The 23,999-nt window shown below is 73.9% G+C and carries 17 protein-coding genes and 1 pseudogene; 10 read left to right on the top strand and 8 right to left on the bottom strand.

The genetic code is table 11. The annotated features are described in order from the left end of the window. Nucleotides 1-68: 68 nt before the first annotated feature. Both ACRAKH_RS21720 and ACRAKH_RS21715 read right to left on the bottom strand, forming a co-directional pair. A complete protein-coding gene (locus tag ACRAKH_RS21720) occupies nucleotides 69-1,337 on the bottom strand; it encodes a serine hydrolase domain-containing protein (protein ID WP_380726530.1) in 1,269 nt (422 codons plus the stop codon). A gap of 795 nt (nucleotides 1,338-2,132) precedes the next feature. Beyond that, a complete protein-coding gene (locus ACRAKH_RS21715; RefSeq protein WP_380726528.1) occupies nucleotides 2,133-2,747 on the bottom strand; it encodes a GTP pyrophosphokinase in 615 nt (204 codons plus the stop codon). Nucleotides 2,748-2,968: 221 nt separating this feature from the next. Here ACRAKH_RS21715 and ACRAKH_RS21710 point away from each other — a divergent pair, with 221 nt between their 5' ends. Then, entirely contained in the window at nucleotides 2,969-3,814 is an 846-nt protein-coding gene (locus tag ACRAKH_RS21710) for an EamA family transporter (protein WP_380726526.1), read from the top strand. 50 nt (nucleotides 3,815-3,864) lie between these two features. On the opposite strand, the gene ACRAKH_RS21705 is transcribed toward ACRAKH_RS21710, so the two are convergent. Beyond that, nucleotides 3,865-4,365 (bottom strand): ATP-binding protein, encoded by a 501-nt coding sequence (locus ACRAKH_RS21705; protein WP_380726524.1) that lies wholly within the window; start codon nucleotides 4,363-4,365, stop codon nucleotides 3,865-3,867. Between the two features lie 393 nt (nucleotides 4,366-4,758). Further along, a complete protein-coding gene (locus tag ACRAKH_RS21700; protein ID WP_380726522.1) occupies nucleotides 4,759-5,304 on the bottom strand; it encodes a YceI family protein in 546 nt (181 codons plus the stop codon). A 90-nt stretch (nucleotides 5,305-5,394) separates the two neighbouring features. On the opposite strand from ACRAKH_RS21700, the gene ACRAKH_RS21695 reads away from it, so the two are divergent. The 5 genes from ACRAKH_RS21695 to ACRAKH_RS21675 all read left to right on the top strand — a co-directional run bounded on the left by ACRAKH_RS21695 (nucleotide 5,395) and on the right by ACRAKH_RS21675 (nucleotide 12,898). Then, on the top strand, nucleotides 5,395-5,889 hold the full coding sequence (locus ACRAKH_RS21695) for a MarR family winged helix-turn-helix transcriptional regulator (protein WP_380726520.1): 495 nt from the start codon (nucleotides 5,395-5,397) through the stop codon (nucleotides 5,887-5,889). Between the two features lie 234 nt (nucleotides 5,890-6,123). Next, nucleotides 6,124-8,319 (top strand): hypothetical protein, encoded by a 2,196-nt coding sequence (locus ACRAKH_RS21690; RefSeq protein ID WP_380726518.1) that lies wholly within the window; start codon nucleotides 6,124-6,126, stop codon nucleotides 8,317-8,319. A 126-nt stretch (nucleotides 8,320-8,445) separates the two neighbouring features. Next, a complete protein-coding gene (locus tag ACRAKH_RS21685; protein ID WP_380726516.1) occupies nucleotides 8,446-9,432 on the top strand; it encodes an AAA family ATPase in 987 nt (328 codons plus the stop codon). Then, nucleotides 9,429-10,577, top strand: coding sequence for a DUF58 domain-containing protein (locus tag ACRAKH_RS21680; RefSeq protein WP_380726514.1), 1,149 nt, complete (start codon nucleotides 9,429-9,431; stop codon nucleotides 10,575-10,577). The genes ACRAKH_RS21685 and ACRAKH_RS21680 overlap by 4 nt, the downstream gene beginning before the upstream one ends. Next, nucleotides 10,574-12,898: a transglutaminaseTgpA domain-containing protein gene (locus ACRAKH_RS21675; RefSeq protein WP_447009226.1), complete on the top strand. Its 2,325-nt coding sequence runs from the start codon at nucleotides 10,574-10,576 to the stop codon at nucleotides 12,896-12,898. The genes ACRAKH_RS21680 and ACRAKH_RS21675 overlap by 4 nt, the downstream gene beginning before the upstream one ends. On the opposite strand, the gene ACRAKH_RS21670 is transcribed toward ACRAKH_RS21675, so the two are convergent. Beyond that, on the bottom strand, nucleotides 12,895-14,562 hold the full coding sequence (locus tag ACRAKH_RS21670; RefSeq protein WP_380726510.1) for a serine/threonine-protein kinase: 1,668 nt from the start codon (nucleotides 14,560-14,562) through the stop codon (nucleotides 12,895-12,897). The genes ACRAKH_RS21675 and ACRAKH_RS21670 overlap by 4 nt on opposite strands. Before the next feature lie 448 nt (nucleotides 14,563-15,010). On the opposite strand from ACRAKH_RS21670, the gene ACRAKH_RS21665 reads away from it, so the two are divergent. Together ACRAKH_RS21665 and ACRAKH_RS21660 are read left to right on the top strand one after the other, a co-directional pair. Then, a complete protein-coding gene (locus ACRAKH_RS21665; RefSeq protein ID WP_380726195.1) occupies nucleotides 15,011-16,315 on the top strand; it encodes an MFS transporter in 1,305 nt (434 codons plus the stop codon). A 121-nt stretch (nucleotides 16,316-16,436) separates the two neighbouring features. Beyond that, a pseudogene (locus ACRAKH_RS21660) lies at nucleotides 16,437-17,236 on the top strand (cholesterol oxidase substrate-binding domain-containing protein). Nucleotides 17,237-17,252: 16 nt separating this feature from the next. Here the strand turns inward: ACRAKH_RS21660 and ACRAKH_RS21655 are convergent. Beyond that, a complete protein-coding gene (locus ACRAKH_RS21655; protein WP_380726197.1) occupies nucleotides 17,253-18,254 on the bottom strand; it encodes an FAD binding domain-containing protein in 1,002 nt (333 codons plus the stop codon). A 203-nt stretch (nucleotides 18,255-18,457) separates the two neighbouring features. On the opposite strand from ACRAKH_RS21655, the gene ACRAKH_RS21650 reads away from it, so the two are divergent. Beyond that, complete coding sequence (locus ACRAKH_RS21650) at nucleotides 18,458-20,785, top strand: glycoside hydrolase family 95 protein (protein WP_380726199.1); 2,328 nt, start codon at nucleotides 18,458-18,460, stop codon at nucleotides 20,783-20,785. On the opposite strand, the gene ACRAKH_RS21645 is transcribed toward ACRAKH_RS21650, so the two are convergent. Next, the gene (locus ACRAKH_RS21645; protein WP_380726201.1) at nucleotides 20,779-21,345 is read right to left on the bottom strand and encodes a DinB family protein; all 567 of its coding nucleotides are present in this window, start codon (nucleotides 21,343-21,345) and stop codon (nucleotides 20,779-20,781) included. The genes ACRAKH_RS21650 and ACRAKH_RS21645 overlap by 7 nt on opposite strands. Before the next feature lie 94 nt (nucleotides 21,346-21,439). On the opposite strand from ACRAKH_RS21645, the gene ACRAKH_RS21640 reads away from it, so the two are divergent. Next, nucleotides 21,440-21,811, top strand: coding sequence for a hypothetical protein (locus ACRAKH_RS21640; RefSeq protein WP_447009225.1), 372 nt, complete (start codon nucleotides 21,440-21,442; stop codon nucleotides 21,809-21,811). 128 nt (nucleotides 21,812-21,939) lie between these two features. Here ACRAKH_RS21640 and ACRAKH_RS21635 read toward each other — a convergent pair whose 3' ends face one another. Next, nucleotides 21,940-23,970, bottom strand: a complete 2,031-nt coding sequence (locus ACRAKH_RS21635; protein WP_447009224.1) for a cellulase family glycosylhydrolase — start codon at nucleotides 23,968-23,970, stop codon at nucleotides 21,940-21,942. Nucleotides 23,971-23,999: the final 29 nt, after the last annotated feature.

The following is a 23,999-nucleotide window of genomic DNA, read 5'->3' as shown; positions in this document are numbered from 1 at the left end:
CGCGGGAGGTGCCTTTCTGGCTGAAGCGGGCGCGCATTAACCCTTGCGCGGAGTTTCAAACCTGCAATTCAGGACAGTGTCGCGACCTGCCTGCGGGCGAGCCGCCCGCCGATCTGGATCCACGCGATCCGGCCGTCGCCGGGGTCGCGCAGGAAACGCCCGGTCTGGTTGGTGTCGCCGGTGTCGGAATCACGCATGGCGAACACGAGGCCGTCGAACAACGACAGGTCCGCGAACGGCTCGCCGTCCACGGTGAGCGCCAGGCGCTCGCGGTCGGCAGCGCGCACGGCGTATTCGACGTCCCCGTTGCGGAACCGACCGGTGCAGTCCGGCGGCGGGGGGATCGGGTGGCGCAGGCCCCGCATTCCATCGTAATCCGCCACCGGCAGTCCCGCCGCGACCAATTCCGGAACCAGCTCGCGCCACAATGCGAAACCGCTGCTGCCGTTGGTCGTCAGGGCGACCGCCGTGCCGTCGGCGGGGTTGATCCGGAGGTGGCACGAGGTGCCGTCGGCGGTGCCGTCGTGGCCGACCCAGCGGACGCCGTCGCGCTGGTACAGGGCGAGGCCCAGGCCCCACCCGTCGGCCATGCCGAACGGCTCGGCGTGCGGTGCGGGCGTCCGCATCAGCTCGAGGTCGTCCGGGTCGATCAGGCGCGGCCCGCGCCCCGCGAGCATCCGGCCGAACGCGACCAGGTCGGTGGCGCTGGCGGCGAGGGCGCCCGCGGGCGCGTCCACGGGCGCGAGCGACTGGCTCACGGGCACCGCGCGGCCGGTGGCGGTGTTGACCGCGTGCCCCGAGACGACGTCGGCGTCCGCGCTCGTGGTGAAACGCGTGCGCAGGCCGAGCGGGCGCAGCAGCACCGCTTCCACCGCTTCGGACCAGGTCATCCCGGTGGCCACCTCGATCAGGTGGCCGATCATGGAGTACCCGATGTTCGAGTAGGAGAAGTTCGCGCCGGGCCGGTGCAGGGGGTGCAGTTCGCGGACCGCCTGCCGGACGTGGCGGCGCAGGGACGTCGTGCTGACGTCGTCCGGGTCCGACGGCAGGCCGCCGGTGTGGCTGAGCAGGTGGCGGAGGGTGAGGCCGTCGGCCGCGTCGGGGAGGTGCTCGGAGATGGGCGAGTCGAGCTCGAGGTCGCCGTCGGAGACGAGGGCCATGGCGACGGTCGCCGTGAAGGTCTTGGTGATGGAGCCGATGGGTACGGCGGCGTCGGGTGGCAGCCCCACTTCGTGCGTCCACGTGCGTCCGCCGTGGTGCACGGCGAGCTGCGCTCCCGGCACCAGGTGCTCACGGGTCAGCCTCGTTAATCGTGCGGCGATCCGGTCGGTGTCCATGCGTGATCCTCTGAGAATGAGCCAATGCGGCTGCGGGAACCAAGGTAGACGGTCACGGGCAGTTCGTCGCGACCGCCGAATGGAGGATCCTCGGAATGGTCATTCCCTATTTTGCGGGTCGGTAACCCGGCGTCGGAGCCAAACTTTAGTTGGATTCACTCGAACGGTGGGGTTTGGACCGTCGCGTCTCGTAAGTAGCCGCAGTACGCGAGGGTTATTCGCACTCGCGTGGCAACGCTTCAGGGTGATCCCCGACACGCTGCCGCAAGCGATCAAAAATGCGTTCGCTCTCCATTGAGACGGCGTTATGCGGCGTGCATCACGTCGCCGTAACCTTAGCCGCCAAGCATCGTTTGTGGTTACCCGCTCGTAGCCGCGGACGTCCACCGGTGGCGCCGCGCGGCACGGGCGTGATTACGCGTGCCGGGGAGTGCCACTCACGCCTCGGGTGGTGCTTCAGGAAGTACAGCACGCACGCCGGCGCCTGGCAGGCGTGCGACGAGACCCGGCCAGGTCCGGCACGCAGATTCACCACTTCGGCGGCAGGGGCGGCTCACGCGGAGGGTGTCGCCAAGCGGACGACGCGCGCCTCCGCCCCGCCGAGCGCTCTGCGTGCCGCCAGGCGCTCTGCGCGCCGCCACCACGTGGCCGCGCGGCACCGGCGCTGGAACCCGCCCGCCGCGGGGTCGTCGGCGAGGGACCACGAGTGGTGCGTGGTTCGCCGGCGAGCGGAACCCGCCTCTCGCGCGCGGTCCGCCGGCGAGCGGATGAACCCGGCGGCGCGCGGTTGGCCGGTCAGTCGCGCTGGACCTCCAGGTGCAGCGCCTCCATGCGGGCGTCCAGCTCGGCCGCGATGGCGGCCGTGTTGGTCAGCTCCTCCACGAAACCGGCGGGCACCTTGTCGTCGTACTTGTAGTACAGCTTGTGCTCCAGCGTCGCCCAGAAGTCCATCGCGATGGTCCGCAGCTGCACCTCGACCTTCACGTGCTCCACCCGGTCGGACAGGAACACCGGGATGCGCACGATCAGGTGCAGGCTGCGGTAGCCGTTGGGCTTGGGCGCGGCGATGTAGTCCTTCGTCTTGAGGATCTCCACGTCGCTCTGCCGGGCCAGCATGTCCCGCACCCGGTACACATCGGACACGAACGGGCAGACCACGCGCACGCCCGCGACGTCGTCCAGGTGCTCGGCGGCCAGCGCGAGGTCCGCGGGCAGGCCCTTGCGCCGCAGCTTGTCGAGGATCGCGTCCGGCCGCTTCACCCGCTGCGTGACGTGCTCGATGGGGTCGTGCCGGTGGACGAGGTCGAACTCCTCGCTGAGGATGCGCAACTTCGTCATCAGCTCGTCGACCGCGAACTTGTAGACCACGAGGGACCGCCGCAGCAGGTCATCCGCGACGCCGATGTCCATGGGCCCAAGATACCGGGGTCGCGCTCGGCTACGATGCCGTTCGTGGACACCCATTGGCACGTGGTTCTCCCGCCGCCGGGCGCCTGACCGGGCGCACCCGCCGACGCACGCCACCACGCCTGCTGATCACCGACCCGCCGTGACCGTCGACCGGTCGCGGTGAGCGCTGACCGCGGTGCGCCCGTTCGCGTCCTCTTCTCGTCTCGCGAACGGAGACCTCGTTGTCGACCCTTGTCCTGCACAGCCCTGCCCGTTTCACCCGCGGACCGCTGCCGATCCTGGCCGCGTGCTTCCTGTGGGGCACCACCGGCACCGCCAGTTCCCTGGCGCCCGCCGGCGCACCACCCCTGGCCGTCGGCGCGGCGGGCCTCGTGCTCGGTGGCGGTCTGCTCTTCGCCACCGCGCGGGGCACGCGTGCCGTGCTGCGGACCGCCGACCGGCGGTTGCTCCTGCTCGGCGCGCTGACCGTGGCCGGGTACGTGCTCGCGTTCTACCCGGCGGTCGCGCGGACCGGTGTGGCGGTGGCCACCACCGTGGCGCTGGCCACCGCGCCGATCGTGCTCGGCCTCCGGTCGCGGCCCCTGCTCACGTCGACCGCGGTGGTCGGCTGCGCGGTGCTCGTGCTCGGCGGCGGTGACGCCCACGTCGACCTCGTCGGGGTGGCGCTGGCGTTGATCGCCGGCCTGTCGTACGCGGCGTACTCGGTGATCTGCGCCCACCTGATCGCGCTCGGGCACCCGTCCCGGGCGGTGGTGGGCACGGTGTTCGGCGGCGCGTCGGCGCTGACCCTGCCCGTGCTGCTGCTCGTCGGTGTCGGCTGGGTGGCCGCCCCGGCGGGCCTCGCCGTGACCGCGCACCTGGCCGTGCTGACGACGTTCGTGGCGTACCTGCTGTTCGGCCACGGGCTGCGGCACACGTCCGCCGCGGCCGCGACCACGCTGACGCTCGCCGAACCCGCCGTGGCGGCCGTGCTGGGCGTGGTCGTGCTGGACGAACGCCTGCCGCTCGTGTCGTGGTGCGGGATGGGCGTGCTCGCGCTCGCCCTCGCGGCGCTCGCCCGGAAGTGAGGCGGTCGGCCGGCGTCCCGAACCTCGGGGCGTCGGCCGACCCCGTTCCGCTAGTCGGTGCGGGCCGCGCCGCCGCCGAGGCCGAAGAGGATGCGCTGGATGACTTCCGGGTCGACGTCGGGCTCGTCGCCGAGCTGCTCGGCGGCGGGGGAGCGACGCGGTTCGCGGCGGGGCAGGGGGACGGACGAGGCGTTCATGCCGGACGGCAGGGCCAGCTCGCACCACGCGAGGCGGCCGCCAGCGGTGAGGTCGACCAGGCCCGCGCGCGAGCCGGCCAGCTCGGGCGGCAGGGCGACGCGGTTGCCCTCGACCTCGACGACGAGGTAGGCGCCGGTGAGGCGCAGGCGCACGAGGAGGAAGCCGGGCGCGCGCCGGTCGGCCACGTCGACCGCGGCGCCGACCAGCCGGCGAACGGTCTGCGCGGCCTCGTCCTGCATCGCCCGCAGCCGCCACTCGCCCAGCGAGAAGCGCACGAACATGTCCGCGACGTTCACCGCCGTGGGCAGCGCGACGAGTCGAAGGTCGTCGACCTGTTCGGTCTGGGCGTTCACACCGATCCTCCTCGCCTGCGTCCGGCGCGTGTTGCGCCAGATGGTGCCATGAGTGCGTCCGATGTCACCCACGTGGTCTACCGACCGTGAGCGGACTGTGTCCGCATCGAGCTCTAAAGCTTCAGTGTTCACCAAAGGACAGCTCTGGTTTCACTACCTGCTACGGCTGGGCCGGGCTCGTGGTTCACCTCGGGTCACGGCGACGCCCCGGAAAGTACCGAAATGCGGGGTCGAATGGAATGAGGCTCGCGTTAGCCCGGTCGTGTGACTTGACCAACCGAGCGTAGGCGGGGGTCGCAGGCCTCGGAGCAGCTCGAACGGGTCCTGCGAGCCCTGGACGGCGCGAAGGGCCCGCCGGCGCTCGGCGGACCCTTCGGGAAGTTCCGGTGTGGCTCAGGCCTGCTTCACGGCCTCGATCTCCAGCAGGATGGTGATCTTGTCGCCGACGGCCGCGCCGGCCGGGCCGCCGGTCACGCCGAACTCGCGGCGGCTGATCTCGGTGGAGGCGGAGAAGCCCGCGACCTTCGCGCCCTCGAAGCCGTCGCCGAAGCCGTTGACCTCGAGCTCCAGGGACACCGTCTTGGTGATGCCGCGCAGGGTCAGCTCGCCGTCGACGAGGAAGCCGTCGCCGTGGGCGCGCACGCCGGTGGAGGTGAAGGTCAGCTCGGGGTGCTTCTCGACGTCGAGGAAGTCCTCGCCCTTGACGTGTGCGTCACGCTGGGCGTTGCGGGTGTCGATCGACGTGGTGTCGATCTTGGCGTTGACCGTCGACTCCAGCGGGTTCTCGGCCGTCACGATGGTGCCCTCGAACGTGCCGAAGTGGCCGCGGACCTTGGACACGCCCAGGTGGCGGACCACGAAGGAAACGTCGGAGTGCACCGGGTCGATCGCCCACGTGCCCGTGAGGTAGCCGGGGATCTGCACAGTCTGCGTGGTCATGATGGTCCTTCTCGGTTGGTCTGGTTGAACTCTCAACTGAACATAGCGCATTCTGGTTGAGGGTTCAACAACGCACGTATGATGGGTGCCATGAGCGACGTGCGGTGGTTGAGCGCCGAAGAGCAGCAGGTGTGGCGTGCCTTCATGACCGCCGTGACCAAGTTCACCGGACACCTGGACCGGCAGTTGCAGCGCGACTCCGGCATGCCGATGGCGTACTACGAAATCCTGGTGGCGCTGTCGGAGGCGCCGGAGCGCGCGCTGCGGATGAGCGAGCTGGCGACGGTGTGCCACTCGTCGCGGTCCCGGCTCTCGCACGCGGTGGCCCGGCTGGAGAAGGAGGGCTGGGTCGAGCGGCGGGCGTGCCCGTCGGACCGGCGCGGTTCGATCGCGGCGCTCACCGACACCGGGTTCGAGGTGCTGGAGCGGGCGGCGGCGGGGCACGTGACGGCGGTGCGGGAGCACTTGTTCGACGTGCTGACGCCGGAGCAGCTGCGGTCGTTGGCGGAGATCAGCCGGGCGGTGGACGCGGGGTTGACGGTGGAGTGCGCCCAGGTGGCGCGGGAGGACTTCGCCGACTTCTAGGCGGATGGGCGACAGGGGCGCGGCAGGGCACGGCGGCGGTCGCGGCACGGCGGCGGTCGCCGGCAAGGGTCGCGGAGGTCGCGGCGGGGTCGCGGCAAGGGTTGCGGCGGGGTCGCTCGTTCGGGGTAGCGGCGGTCCGATGTGGACGCATCCGGCGCAACAGCCGTGGGCCGAGCGGAGCAGGCCTGCGACGATGTCTCACCATTGTCATACCGGCCCGTTAGCATCCGCGCCGTGGGAGCGAAGCTGGGGACGTTCGCGCGCCGGGTCGCCGGCGCCGGCCGACGGGAGTCGGCCAGTGCGAGCGCGGCCGCGTTGGGGCTGCTGCTGCTCGTCGGCGCGGCGCTGGGTGACGGCATCTCGCGGACCGCGGTCGAGGTCTCGGACGGCCTCACGTGGCTCAACGACGACCAGCGCGGCGAGGTCGTCCAGGTCAACCCGAGCTCCGGCACCCCGCAGACGCGGTTGCAGGTGAGCGGCGCGGACGCGCAGCTGGAGATCGCGCAGTCCGACGACGCCCTGATCGTTCTCGACCGGCGCACGGGCCAGATCACCGTGATCGACCTGGCCACCCTGCTGTCGTCCGGTCGCAGGCAGGCGCCTCCCGGTCCGTCGGCGAAGGTGCTGATCGCGGATCACCGGGTGTACGTGGTCGACCGCGCGGCGGGCACGGTGCACAACGCGGACCCGGTCACGTTGGCCGACATCGGCTCGCCGTGGTCGGCGGGTCAGCCGCTGGCGGACGTCGTGGCCGACGACGGCGGCGTGCTGTGGGCGGTGGACCACGGCGGCAACCTGCACGCGCTGGAGTGGTCCGAGGCCGAGCAGGGTTTCCTGGAGCGGTCGAACCGGCCGGTGCCGGGCGCCGGGCCGCGGACCGCGCTGGTGCCGCACGAGCGCGGGGTGACGCTGCTCGGGCTGGAGGGCGGCGTGGTGGTCCGCGACGGCACGGGCCGCGACCTGACCGCGAGCACGGCGACGTTCCCCGGCGAGGTGCTGGCCGCGCAGACGAGCCCGACGGGCCTGGTGCCCGCGTCGGTGCCGGACGCGTCGGCGGTCGTGCTGGTGAGCGGTGACGAGGTCGTGCGCGTGGACATGACCCGGTTCGACTGCCCGCGACCGGGGCGCCCGGCGGTGTTCCGCGACCGGGTCTACGTGCCGTGCAAGGGTTCGGGCAAGGTCGTGGTGCTGGACCGGTCCGGCGAGCGCGGCGCGGAGGACGTGCCCACGGGCGGGTCCGGCGACCCGGCGCTGGTGTTCGACGACGGGCGGTTGTTCATCAACACGCCGGGCGCGGACCAGGGCGTGATCGTGGACGCGGACGGGGAGACCCGCGGGGTCGTGATCCGCAGCCCCGACCTGCCGGTGCTGGACCCGGAGCGGTCGCCGATGCCGAGCGTGCCGAGCCCGCCGCCGCCGCGCCCCGACCCGCCGACGCGGGACAACCAGCGCGGTGGTCCGAACGCGCAGACCGGCGGCGGCGAGCCCACGACGACGACAGCCGTTCCCGCGCCCGTGACGACGCCGCCGAGCGCCGCGTCGGGTGCGGTGCCGGCGCGCCCGGCGGGTGTGACGGTGTCGCAGCGCAGCAACAACGGCTCGTCGGTGGTGGTGTCGGTCGGCTGGACGGCGGTGCCGGACGGCGGCGAGCCGATCTCCGGCTACCAGGTGACGGGCACGGGCGCGTTCTCCGGCGGTTCGCAGGAGACGCGGGTGACGGGCACGTCGGCGGACCTGGTGCTGCCGTGCGCGGGGACGACGTTCTGCGCGAGCGGCAAGGTCGACGTGGCCGTGGCGGCGTACAACCGGTTCGGGCTCGGCGAGGCGGGCACGGCGTCGTGGACGGTCCGGCCGGCCGCGCCGGCGCCCACCACGACCGCGGCGCCCGCGCCGACGACGACGCAAGCCCCGATCCCGACGACGACCACGACCCCGCCGCCCCCGCCGCCGCCGACCACGACGACACCGCCTCCACCACCGCCGTTGCCGACCGGGGGCGTCCGGGTGATCGACGTCGTCGGCGCGGGGTCGCACCTCTACGAGAAGCGGGTCACGACCGCGCCGCCCGCGGACTGGGCCGCGCACACCGGGTCGTGCGAGGTCGTGAACGTCGACTACTCGTACGCGGCGCCGATCCCGTGCTCCGGCGGCACGGTCGTGATCCCGGTCGAGCCGGGCCCGAACTCGCTGGTGGTGCGCGCGTACGCCGCGTCGGGGTCGGGCTCGGTGGATTCGCAGGTGCGCAGCGTGCCCGTGCGGGAGCCCATCGACGACTGCGGCACCAGGCTCTGCCAGCCGAAGAGCGCGCCGGCGTCGGCGGAGGACAGCCGGCTGGTCGGCGGCGGAGTGGGGCTGCTGGCGACGGCGCTGCTGCTGGCGCTGCGGAACCGGCGCGACCCGCGTGACCGCGACGGCGCGACGGCGGAGTGAGGCCCGCACCGCTGCGGCCGTGACGTCGGACGTCCCCCCGATCCACCGATCGCCGGTGATCGGTGACGTTCGGCGCGGTCGCGGCGATGTGGGTGGGTGACGGCATCGGCGGCACGAGGGGCGACAGTGACTACTACGGCGGTTCCGGCGATCGGCGAGGACGAGATCGCGGCGTTCCGGGCCCTGCACGCGCGGCTCGGCGACGCGGTCGAGTCCGCCGTCCGGGGCAAGCGGGACGTGGTGGACCTCGTGCTGGTCTCGCTGTTCGCGGGCGGGCACGTGCTGCTGGAGGACGTGCCGGGCACGGGCAAGACGACGCTCGCGCGGGCCGTCGCGGGCGCGTTGGGCGGTGTGTCGCGGCGGGTGCAGTTCACGCCGGACCTGCTGCCCTCGGACGTCACCGGCACGTCGGTGTACGACCCGCAGACCGGTGAGGTGCGGTTCCGGGCGGGGCCGGTGTTCGCGAACGTCGTGCTGGCCGACGAGATCAACCGGGCCGCCGCGAAGACCCAGTCGGCGCTGCTGGAGGTGATGGAGGAGCGGACGGTCACGGTCGACGGCGTGGCGCACGCGGTGCCGTCGCCGTTCCTCGTGGTCGCCACGCAGAACCCGATCGACCTCGACGGCACGTACCGGCTGCCGGAGGCGCAGCTCGACCGGTTCATGCTGCGCACGTCCATCGGCTACCCGTCGGTGGAGCACGAGATCGACGTGCTGCGGCCGGGCAGCGGCGCGGGCCAGGTGGGCGCGGTGCCGACGGTGAGCAACCCGCACGTGGTGGCCGAGCACGGCCGGCGGCTGGCGACGCTGCACGTGGCGGACCCGTTGTTGCGGTACATCAGCGACATCGGCACGGCGTCCCGCGAGGACAGCCGGTTGCGGCTGGGCGCGAGCACGCGCGGGCTGCGGGCGTTGGTGCGGTGCGTGCAGGTGTACGCCGCCGCGCAGGGCAGGCACTTCGTCGTGCCGGGTGACGTGCAGGCGTTGGCGGCGCCGGTGCTGGCGCACCGGTTGGTGCTGACCCGCGAGGCGCAGCTGGCGGGCACCACGACCGAGGAGGTGCTGGCCGACGTCCTCGCGGGCGTGGCGGTGCCGAAACCGGTCGCGCGATGACCCGGGTGCGGCTGACCGCGCGGGGAGCCGGCGCGGTGCTGCTCGGCGTGCCGCTGGTGGCGGTCGGGCTGTGGTGGCGTTATCCCGGCGTGGTCGGGCTGGGCGCGGCGCTCGTCGTGCTCGTCGCCGCGGGCGTGGTGTCGGTGCTGTCGCGGGCGCAGGTGGCGCCGAAGCGGACCGTGCGGCCGCGGACCGTGCAGCGGTTGGGCGGGTGCAGCGGGGTGGTCGAGCTGACCGGCACCAGCCGGCGGTTCCCGGTGCTGTTCGACGCGACGGACCAGGTGGCCGGGACGGTGGTGCCGGTGGACATCCCGCTGCTCGCGCCGGGGCAGCGGGTCAAGGTGGAGTACGCGATCCCGACGCACACGCGCGGCCTGCTCCGGATCGGGCCGCTGACGGTGGACCGGCGTGGCCTCGCGGCTCTCGCGCGGGCACGCACGGTCGTCGGCGAGGTGGTGGAGGTGCGCGTGGTGCCGCGGGTGCTGCCCGTGCGCGGCCTGCCCGGCGGGGTGCGGCGCGGGCACGTCGGCGCGGACGAGCGGGTCGAGCGCGGTGGCACGGACCTGGTGGGTTTGCGGGAGTACGTGCCCGGCGACGACCTGCGGCGGCTGCACTGGGCGACGTCGGCGCGCACCGGCACGTTGATGGTCCGGGAGGACGCCGACCCGGCGCGCCCGCACCTGGCGGTGGTGCTGGACGACCACGCCGACGGCTACGCCGACGCCGGCGACTTCGAGGACGCGGTGGAGGTGGCCGCGTCGCTGGTGACGGTGGCGGTCGCCGAGGGGCACCCGGTGCGGCTGGTGTCGTCGTCGGGCGCGGTGGACGTGGAGCTGCCGGCGGGCGCGGTGGACGCGGACGCGTCGGTCGTGCTCGCGGTGCTGGCGGACCTGAAGGCCGCCGGCGAGCGCGTCGCGGCCCGTCCGCTGCCGATTCGCGACCTCGACGTGGTGGCGGTGGTGTGCGGGTCGGCGGTGGACCTGTCCGCCCTGCTGGTGGAGGCGGGGCGGGCGTCGGTGGGCGTGGTGCTGGTGGTCGATCCCGTGCCGGAGCGCCCGGTGTCGGCGGTCGGCTCGGTGCTCGTGCTGCGCGCGGCGAAGGCGGAAGCGCTGCTGGACGCGTGGAACACGGCGGTGTCGCGGTGACCGTGCGGCTGTCGTGGTCGGCGTTGCTGCTGGTGGTGGCGGCGTCGCACCTGGGCGCGGGGTGGCAGGGTCACGTGCCGTCGCTGGTGTTCGCGGGAGCGGCGCTGGCGGCGTTCCTGTGCCTGCCGCTGCTGCGGTGGCGGCGCGTGCCGTCCGGGCCCGCCGTGCTGTCGCTGGTGGGGTTGGCGCTGGCCGGCGGCTACTGGGTCGCGCGGGGCTCGGCGATCGGCTCGACCGACCCGGTCCCCGTGCTGCTGGACCTCGTGCCGCGGCTGCTGACGGCCGCCCGTCCCGCGCCCGCGACCCCGGAACTGCTGGTGCCGGGCGCGTTGCTGGTGTTCGGGGTGTCGCTGGTCGTGGTGCTGGTGGCCGAGCGCCGCGGCCGGTCGCTGCTTGCTCCCGTCGTCGGGGCGGCGGTGCTGTACACGTGCACGGCGCTGCTCACGGCCGGTCGCGCGGACCGCAACGGGTTGGTCGCGGTGGGGTTGGTCGCGCTGGTCGCCGTGGGCTGGCTGGTGGTGGACCGGTGGGAGGTGGGCGGCCGAGTCCTGCTCGGGCTGCCCGCCGTGCCGGTGGCCGTGGTGGCGCTGCTCGCCGTCGTGGTGCCGTCCGGAGCCGCGTTCGAACCGCGTGAGCTGGTGGAGCCGCCGGTCGCCGACCTCGGCGTGGCGAACCCGTTGCCGCAGTTGGCGTCGTGGGCGAACCTCGGTGACGCGGAGCTGTTCCGGGTGCGCGGGCCGGAACGGGCGGTGCGGCTGGTGGCGTTGTCCGACTACTCGGGCGCGGCGTGGCGGGCGGCGTCGCTGTACGGGCCGATCGGCGCCGTGGCCGCGCCGGACCTGCCGCCCGGCGCGCGGGTCGACGAGGCCGAGGTGGAGATCACCATCGCCGGTCTGCGCGGCAGTTGGCTGCCCGCGGTGGGGCGGCCGACCGCCGTCACCCTGGACGGCGCGGTGGTCGACCCGGACTCGGGGTCGTTGGTGCTGCTGAACGAGGTCGCGCCCGGCCTGCGGTACCGGGTGCGGGGGGTGCTCGACGTGCCCGACGACGCGGACCTGCTCGACGCCGCCGTGCCGGGCGGGGAGCGGACGCGGCGGTACCTGGCGTTGCCCGGCCTGCCGTACTCGCTGGCGGAGTACGCGCGGCAGGTCGTGCGGAGCGCGCGGACGCCGTACGAGCGGGCGGTGGCGATCGAGCAGGTGGTGAAGCAGGGGCGGACGCCCGACGCCAAGGCCCCGGTCGGGTCGTCGTACGCGCGGTTGGAGCGGTTCCTGTTCGGCGCGCCCGGTGAGCCGGGGGCGCAGGCGGGCACCGCCGAGCAGTTCGCGTCGGCGTTCGCCGTGCTGGGCCGGGCGGTGGGGTTGCCGACGCGGGTCGTGGTCGGGTTCCAGCCGGTGGCCGGTGAGGAACGGGTCGTGCGGGCCGCCGACGCGACCGCGTGGCCCGAGGTGTACTTCGCGGGTTGGGGCTGGGTGCCGTTCGACCCGGTGGCGGGCGTGTCGTCGGGCGGCACGAGCGCGGCGCAGAAGCGTGAGGTGCTGGACCGGTTGGCGTCCATCACCGCCGGCCCGACCAGCACCCCGACGTCCGCGCCGCCGATCGTGACGCCGTCGAGCCCGGTCGCGGACGCCGCGGAGGCCCCGGCCGGGTCGCGGCGGTGGATCGGCTACGCGGTGCTGTCCGCCGTGCCGCTGGTGCTGCTGCTGGTGCTCGGGCTGGCCCGGTACGCGCGGCGGCGACGTCTGCGGGCCGCCGGTGCGACCGGCGCGTGGGCGTACGTGCTCGACGGCCTGCTCCTGGCGGGCCAGTCCCCGCCACCCCACCGCACCGCGCCCGACGTCGCCGCCGACCTGCCGGGGGAGGTGGCGGGGCACGCCTTGGAGTTGGCGCGGCTGGCGGAGTACGCGGCCTTCGCGCCGACCGGACCGACCGGGCCGACCGCGCCGACCGGGCTGGCCGCACCGGCCGGGCTGGCCGCACCGGCCGGACCAACCGCACCGACCCGACCGACCGCATCGGCGTATGGGCCGGGTAGTCGGCTTGGGGATGGCGGTCCGGCGGGTGGGTCGGCGATGGCGGACCCGGCGGGTGGGCTCGGAGTGGTGAGCCCCGCCGGTGCCAGTGGTACCTCGGACGGCATCCGTGGCGTCGGCGCGGTCGGTGTTGTCGATGCGGCGGGTGGTGGGGCCGGCGGCGGTCCGGCTGGCGGGGAGCGGGCTTGGTGGTTGGCTCGCCGGGTTCGGGGTGGGGTGCGGCGGGGCGTTCCCTGGTACCGCAGGGTGTTCTGGGCGGTTGACCCTCGGCCGTTGCGGCGGCGTTAGCCGTTGCGCACGGCGCACGTGCGGGCTGACGCGCCGCGTTGCGCGGTCGGGTCGGACAGGCCGATGGCCAGCACCTGGAAGCAGTACTGCGCCGCCGACGGCTCCAAGCCCTCCAGCACGTGGGACGTCGCGCCCGCCGTCACCGTCACCAGGGCCTTGGCGTCCGCACCCGTCACGTCGACGATCACGAACTGGGCGTTGCCCTCGCTCGGGTCCGTCCAGAACAGCTCGATGCGGTCGCCGTCGTCCTCCAACCGCTTCAGCACCGGCGTGAACCTCGGGTCACCGCCTTCCGGCATGCCCGCCGCGGACGTGGCTGTGGTGGTGCCCGCCGACGACGCGGCCGACGACACCCCGGACGACACAGCGGTTGTCGACGTCGGCGCGGCCACCTCGGCCGACCGGCCCGGCAGGCTCAACGCCACACCGACGGCCACACCGATCGCCACCGCGCCCACCGCCGCCGGCGTCCACGAACGGCGTCGCCGGCGCGGCGGCGGCTCGGGCAGCTCGACGATCGGCGGCGCGGGCGGTGGGACGACCGGGCGGGGCGTGGTGTGGTGGCGGACGGTCAGGTCCGCCAGGTCCTCGGTCCACGTCCGCACCGGCTCGGGTTCCAGCTCCGGCGCGTCGGCCTGCGGTTCCGGCGCGTGCTCCGCAGGCCGGGGACCGAAGTCCGGCAACGACGTCGGACCCTCCGGGTACTGGTCGGGCGCCTCGCGCGGCACGGCGGCCGTGTGAGGCGGGTCCACAGTGGACAGGCCGGTCGACAGCGCGGCCAGCGCCGCCCGCAGCGCCGCGGCGTCCGGGAACCGCTCCTCCCGCGCCTTCCGCAGGCACCGCAGGATGATCGCGATCAGCTCGGCCGGCACGTCCCGCCGCAGCAACGACCTCGGCGGAGCCGACCGCACCCGACCGAGGTAGCCGAGCACGGTGTCCTCGCCCGGCACGTCCGACGCGAACGGCGGCCGCCCGTCCAGCAGCGTGAACAACGTCGAGCCCAGCGACCACAGGTCGTCCTGCGCCGCGGGCGCCTGCCCGTCCACCATCTGCGGCGCGGCGTGCCGGTAGCTCACCAGCTGCAACGACGCCGTGTGCGCCGCGTCCGCGCCCCGCGCGATGCCGAAGTCCGCCAGCACGTACGACGTGGGCAGCACCAGGATGTTCTGCGGCTTGACGTCCCGGTGCAGGATGCCCTGCCCGTGCGCGAACGCCAGCGCGTCCGCCACCGCGATCCCGGCCGCGACGACCTCGGCCACGGGCAGCGGCCCGTGCTGCTGGAGCCGGTCGTGCAACGACCCGAGGTCGTAGTACTCCATGACGATGCACGGGCGGTCGGCGATGACGCCGGTGTCCAGCACGGTGACGATGTGCGGGTGCTGGCGGCCGAGCCGGACGGTGATCTTTAACTCGCGCCGGAACCGGTTGACGGTGTCCGGGTCGGTCACGTCCAGCACCTTCACCGCGACGTCGCGGCCCAGGCCGTCCTGCGTGGCCCGGTACACGGTCCCCTCACCGCCGTGCGCGACGAGCCGGAAGTCGCTGTAACCCGGCAGGGTGACCGCGGTCGACCCCGGCAGCGGCGGGACCGCGGGCGCCGCACCCTCGACGGGCGGCGGCGGCGCCCAGGCCAGCAGGTCGTCGGCGTCGTCGGAGGGGTGCACGGCGCGAATCGTATCCGCCGCTCCCGCCGTGGAGGCCCCGCTCGCCGAACGGTGATCCGGCCGGTGATCGGCGCGACACGCACGCCGACCGGCCCACCCGCTGCCACGCCGCCCGCCTGGTCGCGGCTAGCTTGTGCGCGGGCGGGTGGTGCCGACGTGCGGTTCCGTGCGTGCGGCCGGCAGTGCGGTCGGGCCTGCGTCGTGCCGCGCGGTCGGGACGTGCGGTCCGGCGTGCGGCCGGGACGTGCGGCTCGGGACGCGAGGCCGGTTGTGCGCCGGGACGTGCGGTCGGGGTGTGCGCTACGGCGTGCGCCGGGACGTGCGGCCGGGACGTGCGGCGCTGGACGTGCGCGCCTGGCGTGCGGCCCGAGGCCCGCCCGAAGGGTGCGGCTGATCATGCGGCTGAGAGGTCGCGGTGGGGGAGCGGGGTGGACGCGGGGTGGGTGCGGTGCGGGAGGGTCTGCGGGGGAATCGGGACCTGGTGGTGCTGGCGGGCGGGTCGGGGGTGTCGAGCCTCGGCGCGCAGCTCACCCTGATCGGGTTCACCACGGAGTTGGCCGGGCTGGGCGCGTTCGCCGTCGCCGGTCTGTTCGTGGCCGCCGCCCTGGGCGCGGTGGCGGGCGCGCCGCTCGCGGGCTGGGCGGTCGACCGGTTCCGCAACCGCCCGTTGCTCGCCGGCACGGTGTTCGCCCAGGTCCTGCTGCTCGTCGGCCTCCTGCTCGGGCACGCGCACCTGCCGGTCCTGTACGGCCTGATCGCGTTGCTGGGGCTGACCGGCGGCATCGTGCGCACCTGCGGGTCCGTGCTGATCCCGCTGACCACCGGCGAGGACCACGCGATGCGCGGCTACGCCTGGCTGTCGTCGGCGGAGAACACCGGTTCCGTGGCGGGCACCGTGCTGGGCGGCCTGATCGCGGTCGGGCCGGGGATCGAGGCGGCGCTGGTCCTCGACGCGGTGGCCACGTTGGCGCACGTCGTGATGGTGCTGCGCCTGCGCGTGGACCGCGACCCGCGCCAGGACGACGGCGGCCCCGCCGGGCCGACCAGCCCGTGGAGCGGCCTGGTGCTCCTGCGCAGCGACCGGCTGCTGCTCGGTCGGGTGGCGGCGCAGACCGTGGGCGGGGTCGCGGTGGCGATCGCGCTGGTCAACGAGGTCTTCCTGGTGCACGGCCCGGTCGGCGGCAACGACTTCACCTACGGCGTCATGCTCGGCTGCTGGACCGGCGGCACGCTGATCGGCGCGGCGGTGAGCCGCCGCTTCACCACCGCGCGGGCGCTGGTCGCCGCCTTCGCCACCGGCAACCTCGTGCTGGGCGTCGCGTTGGTCGCCCCGGCGCTGGTGCCGCACGCCGTCGTCAACGGGCTGGCGTGGATCGTCGCGGGGGCGTGCGGGGCGGTGCAGAACGTCACGCTGAGCGGGCTGGTGCGGGTCCGGACGCCGGACGCGCTGCGGGGCCGGGTGTTCGCCACGGTCGGCGCGGTGACGGCGGGCGCGGGCACGGTCGGCCTGGTGGCGGCGAGCGCCGTCGTCGGCGGGGCCGGTCCGCGGGGCGCGCTGCTGGTCGCCGCCGCGTTCGCCGCCCTGTCCGGTCTGATGGCGTGGCTCGTCGTCTTCCGCCGCACCCGGATCCCCGCACCGTTCGAGTCCTACGAGCCCGCGGAGGAGCAAGCGGACGGCGCGGCGGACGCCCAGGTCGACGGACCGTCCCGGGTGAAGCCCGCGGCGAACGCGTTGCGGATCGGGACGAAGTAGGGCCGAGCGCTTCCGGGTGCGGCGACGTCACCGACCCCGCGAGCAGCCACGGCGACGACGTGCCCGGCCCGCCGGCACCCCGTGGACAGTTCTTGGACTGAACGCCGTTCGTCCGGTACCGATGGGGCGCATGACCGCGTCCCCGTTCTCCCGCCGGAACTTCCTCGCCGCGTCCGCCGTCGCGTGGCTGCCGGCCGGGGTCGTGACGCCGGGCGACGGCGGGGGCGACCCGCCGCCGGAGTTCCCGCCGGACGTCGACCTGCACCGCCAGGGGTACGAGAACTGGGCGGGGCTGACCGCCACCCTCGCCACCGACCTGTGGGGCGCGTCGAAGAACCTGCTGCTCCACGTCAAGCCGACCACCCTGCGCGACACCGCGAACGGGTGCGCGGTGCTGACCAGCCGGGCCGAGCTACAGCGCGTCGTGAGCGACTTCGCGACGTTCTACCAGGACCTCCTCGCGGCGCACGCGGACCGCGGCCTGTTCCCGTGACGGGGCAGGTGGAGATCCGCGTCGGCGGGCTGGACGACCCGGCGCACGTCGACGTGCCTGGCGCGCGACCGCCCGCGCTGTCGGCCGTGCGGCCCCGCGAGGACCACCCGGAGTGGGACGTCGCCGTGTGGTTCGACGTGCTGACGTTCCCGACCGCGCCCGGCGCGGCGGCGTTCTACCGCGAGCTGGAGCGGTTCTTCCTCACCCGGTACACCGGCGCGTACGCGGCGACCCGCGTCGAGTGGTCCAAGGGCTGGGGCTACACGACCGAGGCGGCGTGGGCCGACCCCGAGGTGCTGACCGCCACCGTCCCCGACTCCTACCGCCAGGGCCCGAACCCGTCGTGGGACGCCGCGCTCGCCACCCTCCACGCGTGCGACCCGCACCGCGTGTTCAGCAACCCGTTCCTCGACGTGCTGCTGCCCTGACCACGCGCGGCGACCGTCATCGCCGCTCGGCGGACACGGCGAGCAGCGCGGACACCATCACGTTCCGGGTCAGCGGAACCTTGAAACCGTTGCCCGCCAACGGTCTCGCCGCCGCCAGCTCCTCCTCCGCCGCGCGTCGGAACGCCTCCTCGCCCGGCGGCGCCCCGTGCAGCACGTCCTCCGCCCGCCGCGCCCGCCACGGCTTGTGCGCCACGCCGCCCAGCGCGATCCGCACGTCGGCCACGACCCCGTCCTCGACCCGCAGCACCACCGCCGCGGACACCAGCGCGAACGCGAACTCCGCCCGGTCCCGGACCTTCAGGTACCCCGACCGCGCGCCCGGCGGCAGCGGCGGCAGGTCGACCGACGTGATCAGGTCCGAGCGGGACAGCACGGTGTCGCGGTGCGGCTCGTCGCCGGGCAGCCGGTGCAGCTCGACCAGCGGGACCGTCCGCCTGCCGTCCGGGCCGAGCACGTGCACCTCGGCGTCGAGCGCGGCCATCGCGACCGCCATGTCGGACGGGTGCGTGGCGACGCAGTGCGCGGACGCGCCCAGGATCGCGTGGTGGCGCGTGCAGCCGCCGAGCGCCGAGCACCCCGTCCCCGGCTCGCGCTTGCCGCACGGGCTCGACAGGTCCCGGAAGTACGCGCACCGGGTGCGTTGCAGCAGGTTGCCGCCGGTCGTGGCGAGGTTGCGGATCTGCGGGGACGCGCCGGACAGCAGCGCCCGCGCCAGCACCGGGTAGTCCCGCCGCACCACCGGGTGCGCCGCCAGGGCGCTGTTGCGCACGGTCGCGCCGATCCGCAGCCCGCCGTCCGGCAGCTCCTCGACCGAGTCCAGCGGCAGCCCCGTGACGTCGACCAGCACCTCCGGCGCGGCCAGGCCCCGCTTCAGGTGGTCGACCAGGTTCGTGCCGCCGGCGATGAACTCGACGCCCGGCCAGGCGGTGGCGGCGACCGCGTCGTCCACGTCGACCGGCCGCCGGTAGTCGAAGCGCGACCGGATCTCACGGTCCACGGCTGCTCCTCCGGCTCGGCGTTCCTCCGGGGCTTCCCGCGCGCCGACCCCGCAATCCACCGTCACGGGTGACACCGACCCATCACACATCCGATGTATCGACGGTCGATCGCCTCGCCTCAGCCTAACGAGCGCCTTGGGGCTTCCCACACTTCGGATGTCTTGTTAGCGTCACCGCGATGGCCCGGCGGTGGAGGAAGCGTATGCGTGCGAGTGCGGACCCCCGGACGCTGACGCTCTGGTACGACGAGCCCGCCACCGACTGGGAGCGCGAGTCGCTGCCCATCGGCAACGGCGCGCTCGGCGGCGGTGTCTTCGGCACGGTGGCGCGCGAGCGCGTCCAGCTCAACGAGAAGACGCTCTGGACGGGCGGGCCCGGCTCGGCGGAGGGCTACGACTTCGGCAACTGGACCGGCCCGCGCCCCGACGCGCTGCGCCACGTCCGGGAGCTGGTAGACCGGGACGGCCGGGCCGCGCCCGAGGTCGTCGCGGACGCATTGGGGCAGCGTCGCCGGGGGTTCGGCGCGTACCAGCCGTTCGGCGAACTCGTGCTGGACCTCGCCGACCCGCCCGCCGAGGTCGCCGACTACCGGCGTGACCTCGACCTGACCCGCGCGGTCGCCTCCGTGTCGTACCGGGCCGACGGCGTGTGGCACCTCAGGGAGTACTTCGCCACCGCCGTCGACGGCGTGATCGTCGCCCGGCTGTCGGCCGACCGTCCCGGCCGGATCGGGTTCACCGCCTCGATCACCGCGCCCGACAACCGCACCAGGACCACCACGGCGAGCGGCGGCCGTTCCACCTCCACCGGCGCGTTGCACGACAACGGGATGCGGTTCGAATCGCAACTCCAAGTGCTCACCGAGGGCGGCACGCGCACCGACCACCCCGACGGCTCGATCACCGTCGCGGGCGCCGACAGCGCGGTCCTCGTGTTCGCGGCCGGCACGGACTACGCCGACGCGTACCCGACCTACCGCGGCCCCGACCCGCACCGGCGCGTGACGGAGACGGTCGACGCCGCGTCCGCGAAGGGCTGGGCACGGCTCCTCGACGCGCACGAGCGCGACTACCGCGAGCTGTTCGACCGCGTCCGGCTCGACCTCGGGCAACGACCGGTGGACGTGCCGACCGACGAGCTCCTGCGCGGTTACGCCACCGCGTCGCCGTCCGACCGGCGCGCCCTGGAAGCCCTGTACTTCCAGTACGGCCGCTACCTGCTGATCTCGTCCTCACGGCAGGGAACGCTGCCCGCGAACCTGCAGGGCGTCTGGAACAACTCGGTGTCGCCGCCGTGGAGCGCCGACTACCACGTGAACATCAACCTCCAGATGAACTACTGGCCCGCCGAGACGACGAACCTCTCCGAGACCACCGCGCCGCTGTTCTCGTTCGTGGACGCGCTGCGCGAACCCGGCGCGGTGACCGCGCGGGAGCTGCACGGTTCCCGCGGCTGGGTCGTCAACAACGAGACGAACCCGTTCGGCTTCACCGGTGTGCACGACTGGGCGACCGCGTTCTGGTTCCCCGAGGCGGGCGCGTGGCTCGCGCAGCACTACTACGAGCACTACCTGTTCACCGGCGACCGCCGGTTCCTGCGCGAGCGGGCGTACCCCGTGATGCGGGAGCTGGCCCGGTTCTGGCTGGACGGGCTCGTCGTCGACCACCGTGACGGCACGCTGGTCGTGTCGCCCGGCTACTCGCCCGAGCACGGCGACTTCTCGGCGGGTCCGGCGATGTCGCAGCAGATCGTCCGGCAGCTGTTCGCCAACGTCGTCTCCACCGCCGACGACGTGGGCGACACGGCGTTCGGGGCGGAGGTGCGCGCGGCGCTCGACCGGCTCGACCCCGGCACGCGGATCGGCTCGTGGGGCCAGTTGCAGGAGTGGAAGGACGACCTGGACGACCCCGGCAACACCCACCGGCACGTGTCGCACCTGTTCGCGCTGTTCCCCGGCAACGCCATCAGCCCGCTCCGGACCCCCGACCTCGCCGCCGCCGCGAAGACCTCGCTCACCGCGCGCGGCGACGGCGGCACCGGGTGGAGCAAGGCGTGGAAGATCAACTTCTGGGCGCGGCTGCTCGACGGCGACCACGCGCACCGGGTGCTGGCCGAGCAGCTGATCGGCAGCACCACCGCGAACCTGTGGGACACGCACCCGCCGTTCCAGCTCGACGGCAACTTCGGGGCGACGTCCGGTGTGGCGGAGATGCTGCTGCAGAGCCAGGACGGCGTGGTGCACGTGCTGCCCGCGTTGCCGGGGGAGTGGCGCGACGGCTCGTGCGCCGGCCTCCGGGCGCGCGGTGACGTCACGGTCGACGTGCGCTGGTCCGGCGGTGTGGCGCGGGAGATCGCACTGGCCACGGGGCAGGACGGTCCCGTCACCGTTCGCGGCCCCCTGTTCCGCGCGGACTTCCGGCTGGTGGACGAGCGGACCGGGCAGCCGGTGCCGGCGAGCGTGGACGGCGACGCGGCCACCTTCACCGCGCGCGCCGGACACCGTTACGTGGCAACGGTCCCGCCCTACTGACCCACCCTCCCGTCGATCCGCTCGCGGAGGAGGTCGGCGTGACCGTTGTGCCGCGCGTACTCCTCGACCAGGTGGACGACCACCTCCCGCAACGGGATCGGCGCGTGGTCAGGGTCGCCGGCGCCGAGGACGTCCAGGTCGGGCGCCTCGGCCACGAACCGCTCGGCGAACGCGACCTCCGCCCGCCAGGTGGCCCACGCGTCCCGCACCACGTCCGGGTCGGCCGTCGCACCGCCGAACGCGACCTCCGCCGACGTGTAGTGCGGCACCACGTCCTCACCGGCCATCACCCGCCGGAACCAGTGCTGCACGACCTCCGCCAGGTGCCGCACGAGCCCGAGCAGCGACAGGTCCGACGGCGGCACGGACCGGCGCGCCAAGCCCTCGGCGTCCAGCCCGGCGCACTTCAGCTCCAACGTCAACCGCTGGTTCCGCAGGTAGCGCGCCAGGGTTTCGCGCTCCCCGGCGTACGGACCACCGGCCTCGCGCGGATCGTCCTCCGGACCGACCCACATGTCCGACCAGCCGAACTCCCGCCGAACCTCGCCGTCACCCGTCATGGGCGCGATCGTCGGCGGGCGGGCGGAAGCGGCGCAACCGGATAAACCCGGCCGCCGGGGCCGGACGCGGCCGGTAGCCTCGGCCGGCAGTTCGATGGCCGAGCTGGGAGGGGCCGCCGCGGCGCACGTCCCGCGGCTGCGGGCGCTGCTCGACCGGCCCGACGACCACGGCTGGGTGCGGCTGCACGTCCCCGAGGCGTTGTGGCACGCCACCGGCGACGCGGACGCCGCGCTGCCGCTCTTGACGGCGGTGTGGCCGGTGAACCCGCACCTCCGCGTCCCGGCTGTCCGCTGCCTGGCCGTCATGGGCCCCGCCGCGGCGCCCGCCGTCCCGCTGCCGCGTGACGAACTGGCCCGCACCCGGCGGCACACGCTGAGGGAGACCGGGTGGAGCAGCGACCAGGTGCGTGCCGACGAGGAGCTGGTGCGGTTGTGCCGGGACGTGCTCGCCGCGATCGGCGGCTGAGCGTTCCACCGCGGGGGCGCGGTCCCGTGGGCGCCGGGAACTGGTGCGGCACCGCCGTCCTCCCCTGGGAATGCGGCCGGCGGACCGGAGCGTGTGCTCCGGTCCGCCGGGGTTCGCCGCAGGGCAGGTCAGCTGGTCGTGCCGGTGACCGAGGTCCCGGTCCGGGTGACGTGGTAGGTCACCTTCGCGCCGCTCCAGTAGTGGAACGTGAGCGTCACCCGCGCGCCGTCCGCGACCTCGGCGAAGAAGTCCGACGTCAGGGTCGTCACGTTCGTGGTGTAGTTCGGCGCGAACGCCCGGTCGAACTCCTTGTACGACGTCCAGTTGTGCGGTCCGGCGTTGCTGCCGTCCGCGTACTTGGCCTCCATCGTGGCGAGCTGGTCGCCGCGGAACGCGGTCGGGATGGCGAACGCGCTGGTCGTGCCGGTCGCGTTCTGCAGGACCGGCGTGTCGTGGGTGATCAGGTTGATCCGCCACGGCACGCCCTGCGAGAACCGCGCGGACAGCGTCGCGTTGGTGCCGTACGCCCGCGATCCGCTCAACCGGGTGATCGCGGACGCGGTGATCGTCAGCTGGTCGCCCGTGACGGTGTAGTCGGTGCCGCGCACCAGGTCCGTCGTGCCGTGGCGCAGGCCGAGGAACGACGTGCCGTTCAGGTTGAGCGTGAGCGACTTGTCGGTGATCGCCGACGACCGGGCGCTGAACACCTGGTCCGACGACGCCGTGCCGGACCGGGTCGTCCAGCTCGACTTGATCTGCGCGAACAGCTCCGGGTCGCTCCACTGGAACGACGTGCGGCCGAAGTGCTGGCCGTTGTCCCACAGCATGGTGGTGATCTTCTTGGCGCGGGCGTAGTGGCCGAGGAACTCGAAGAACTTCAGCTTCTCGCCCTGCTGGATGGTGCCGGTGTGCCGGTCGAAGCCGAGCAGGCCGTACTCGCCGATGATGACCGGGATGCCCTTCGCCACGAGCGAGTCGTGCACGCGGTCGAACGAGTCGGTCAGGTCCTTCTGGGCGACGGCGTCGAACCGCGTGCCGCCCGCCACGTTCACGCTGAACGGCCAGTAGCCGTAGAAGTGGACCGTCGCGATGATCCGCGGGTCCTTCAGCGCGGTGAGCGTGGTGGTCAGCTCGTCGATGCGGGCCTGGTCGGCCGACGTGTGCAGGGTCGGCAGCACCAGCAGGCGGGTCGCGTTGGCGCCGCCGGACCGGCGCACGATGCCGTGGAACGACGTGTTCAGCTCGTGCAGCAGCTCGGCGTTCTGCGCGGCGCCGGAGCTGTTGCTGAACTGCGGCTCGTTGACGCTCTCCAGCACCAGCTTCGGCGACGAGTCGCGGAACGTCGTCGCGATCTGCGTCCACGCGGCGTTGTAGCGGGCGAGCACGCCGGCGCGGTCGGCGGGCATGTTCGCGATCCACTGCCACGAGTCGTGGTGGATGTTCACCATCACGTAGAAGCCGTCCGCCAACGCCCAGTCGACGACCTCCTTGACGCGCGCCATGTACGCCGGGTCGATGGTGTAGCCCGGAGCGGGCCCCTGGTGCTGGCCCCACGTCACCGGGATGCGGATGCTGTTGAAGCCCTGCGCGCGGATGTTGTCGAGCAGCGCGGCGGTGACGCGCGGGTTGCCCCACGACGTCTCGTCGCTGCCGGTGGCGTCGAGCGAGTTGCCGAGGTTCCAGCCGGGCTGCATGGCGGCGGTCGCCGCCATCGCGTCATCGGTCGGCGGGGGAGTGGTGGTGGTCGTCGTGGTGGTGGTCGCGGTGCCGCCGGTGCACGTGACACCGTTGAGCGCGAACGACGTGGGCGCGGTGTTGCTGCCCGTCCACGAGCCGTTGAAGCCGAACGACACCGTGCCGTTGGTGGCGATGTTGGCGTTGTAGCTCGCGTTGGTCGCGGTGACCTGGCTGCCCGACGTGGTGACCGTGGCGTTCCACGCCTGGGTGACGGTCTGGCCGGACGGGAACGCCCAGGTCAGCCGCCAGCCGCTGACGGGGTCGCCGAGGTTCGTCACGGCGACGTTGCCGGTGAAGCCGCCCTGCCACTGGCTCGGGACGGAGTACACCACCTTGCAGCCCGCGGCCGCCTCGGCGTTCGTCACGGCGACAACGCCCATGCCCGCGAGCAACGTGGCCATTCCGCTCGCCAGCAGTCCCACCCGCCGACGAATCTTTCTCAACCTGCCAC

It is taken from the genome of Saccharothrix hoggarensis (genome assembly GCF_052936025.1).
The sequence above is the reverse complement of the archived record's forward strand: the minus strand, read 5'-3'. Positions and strand labels throughout refer to the sequence as shown.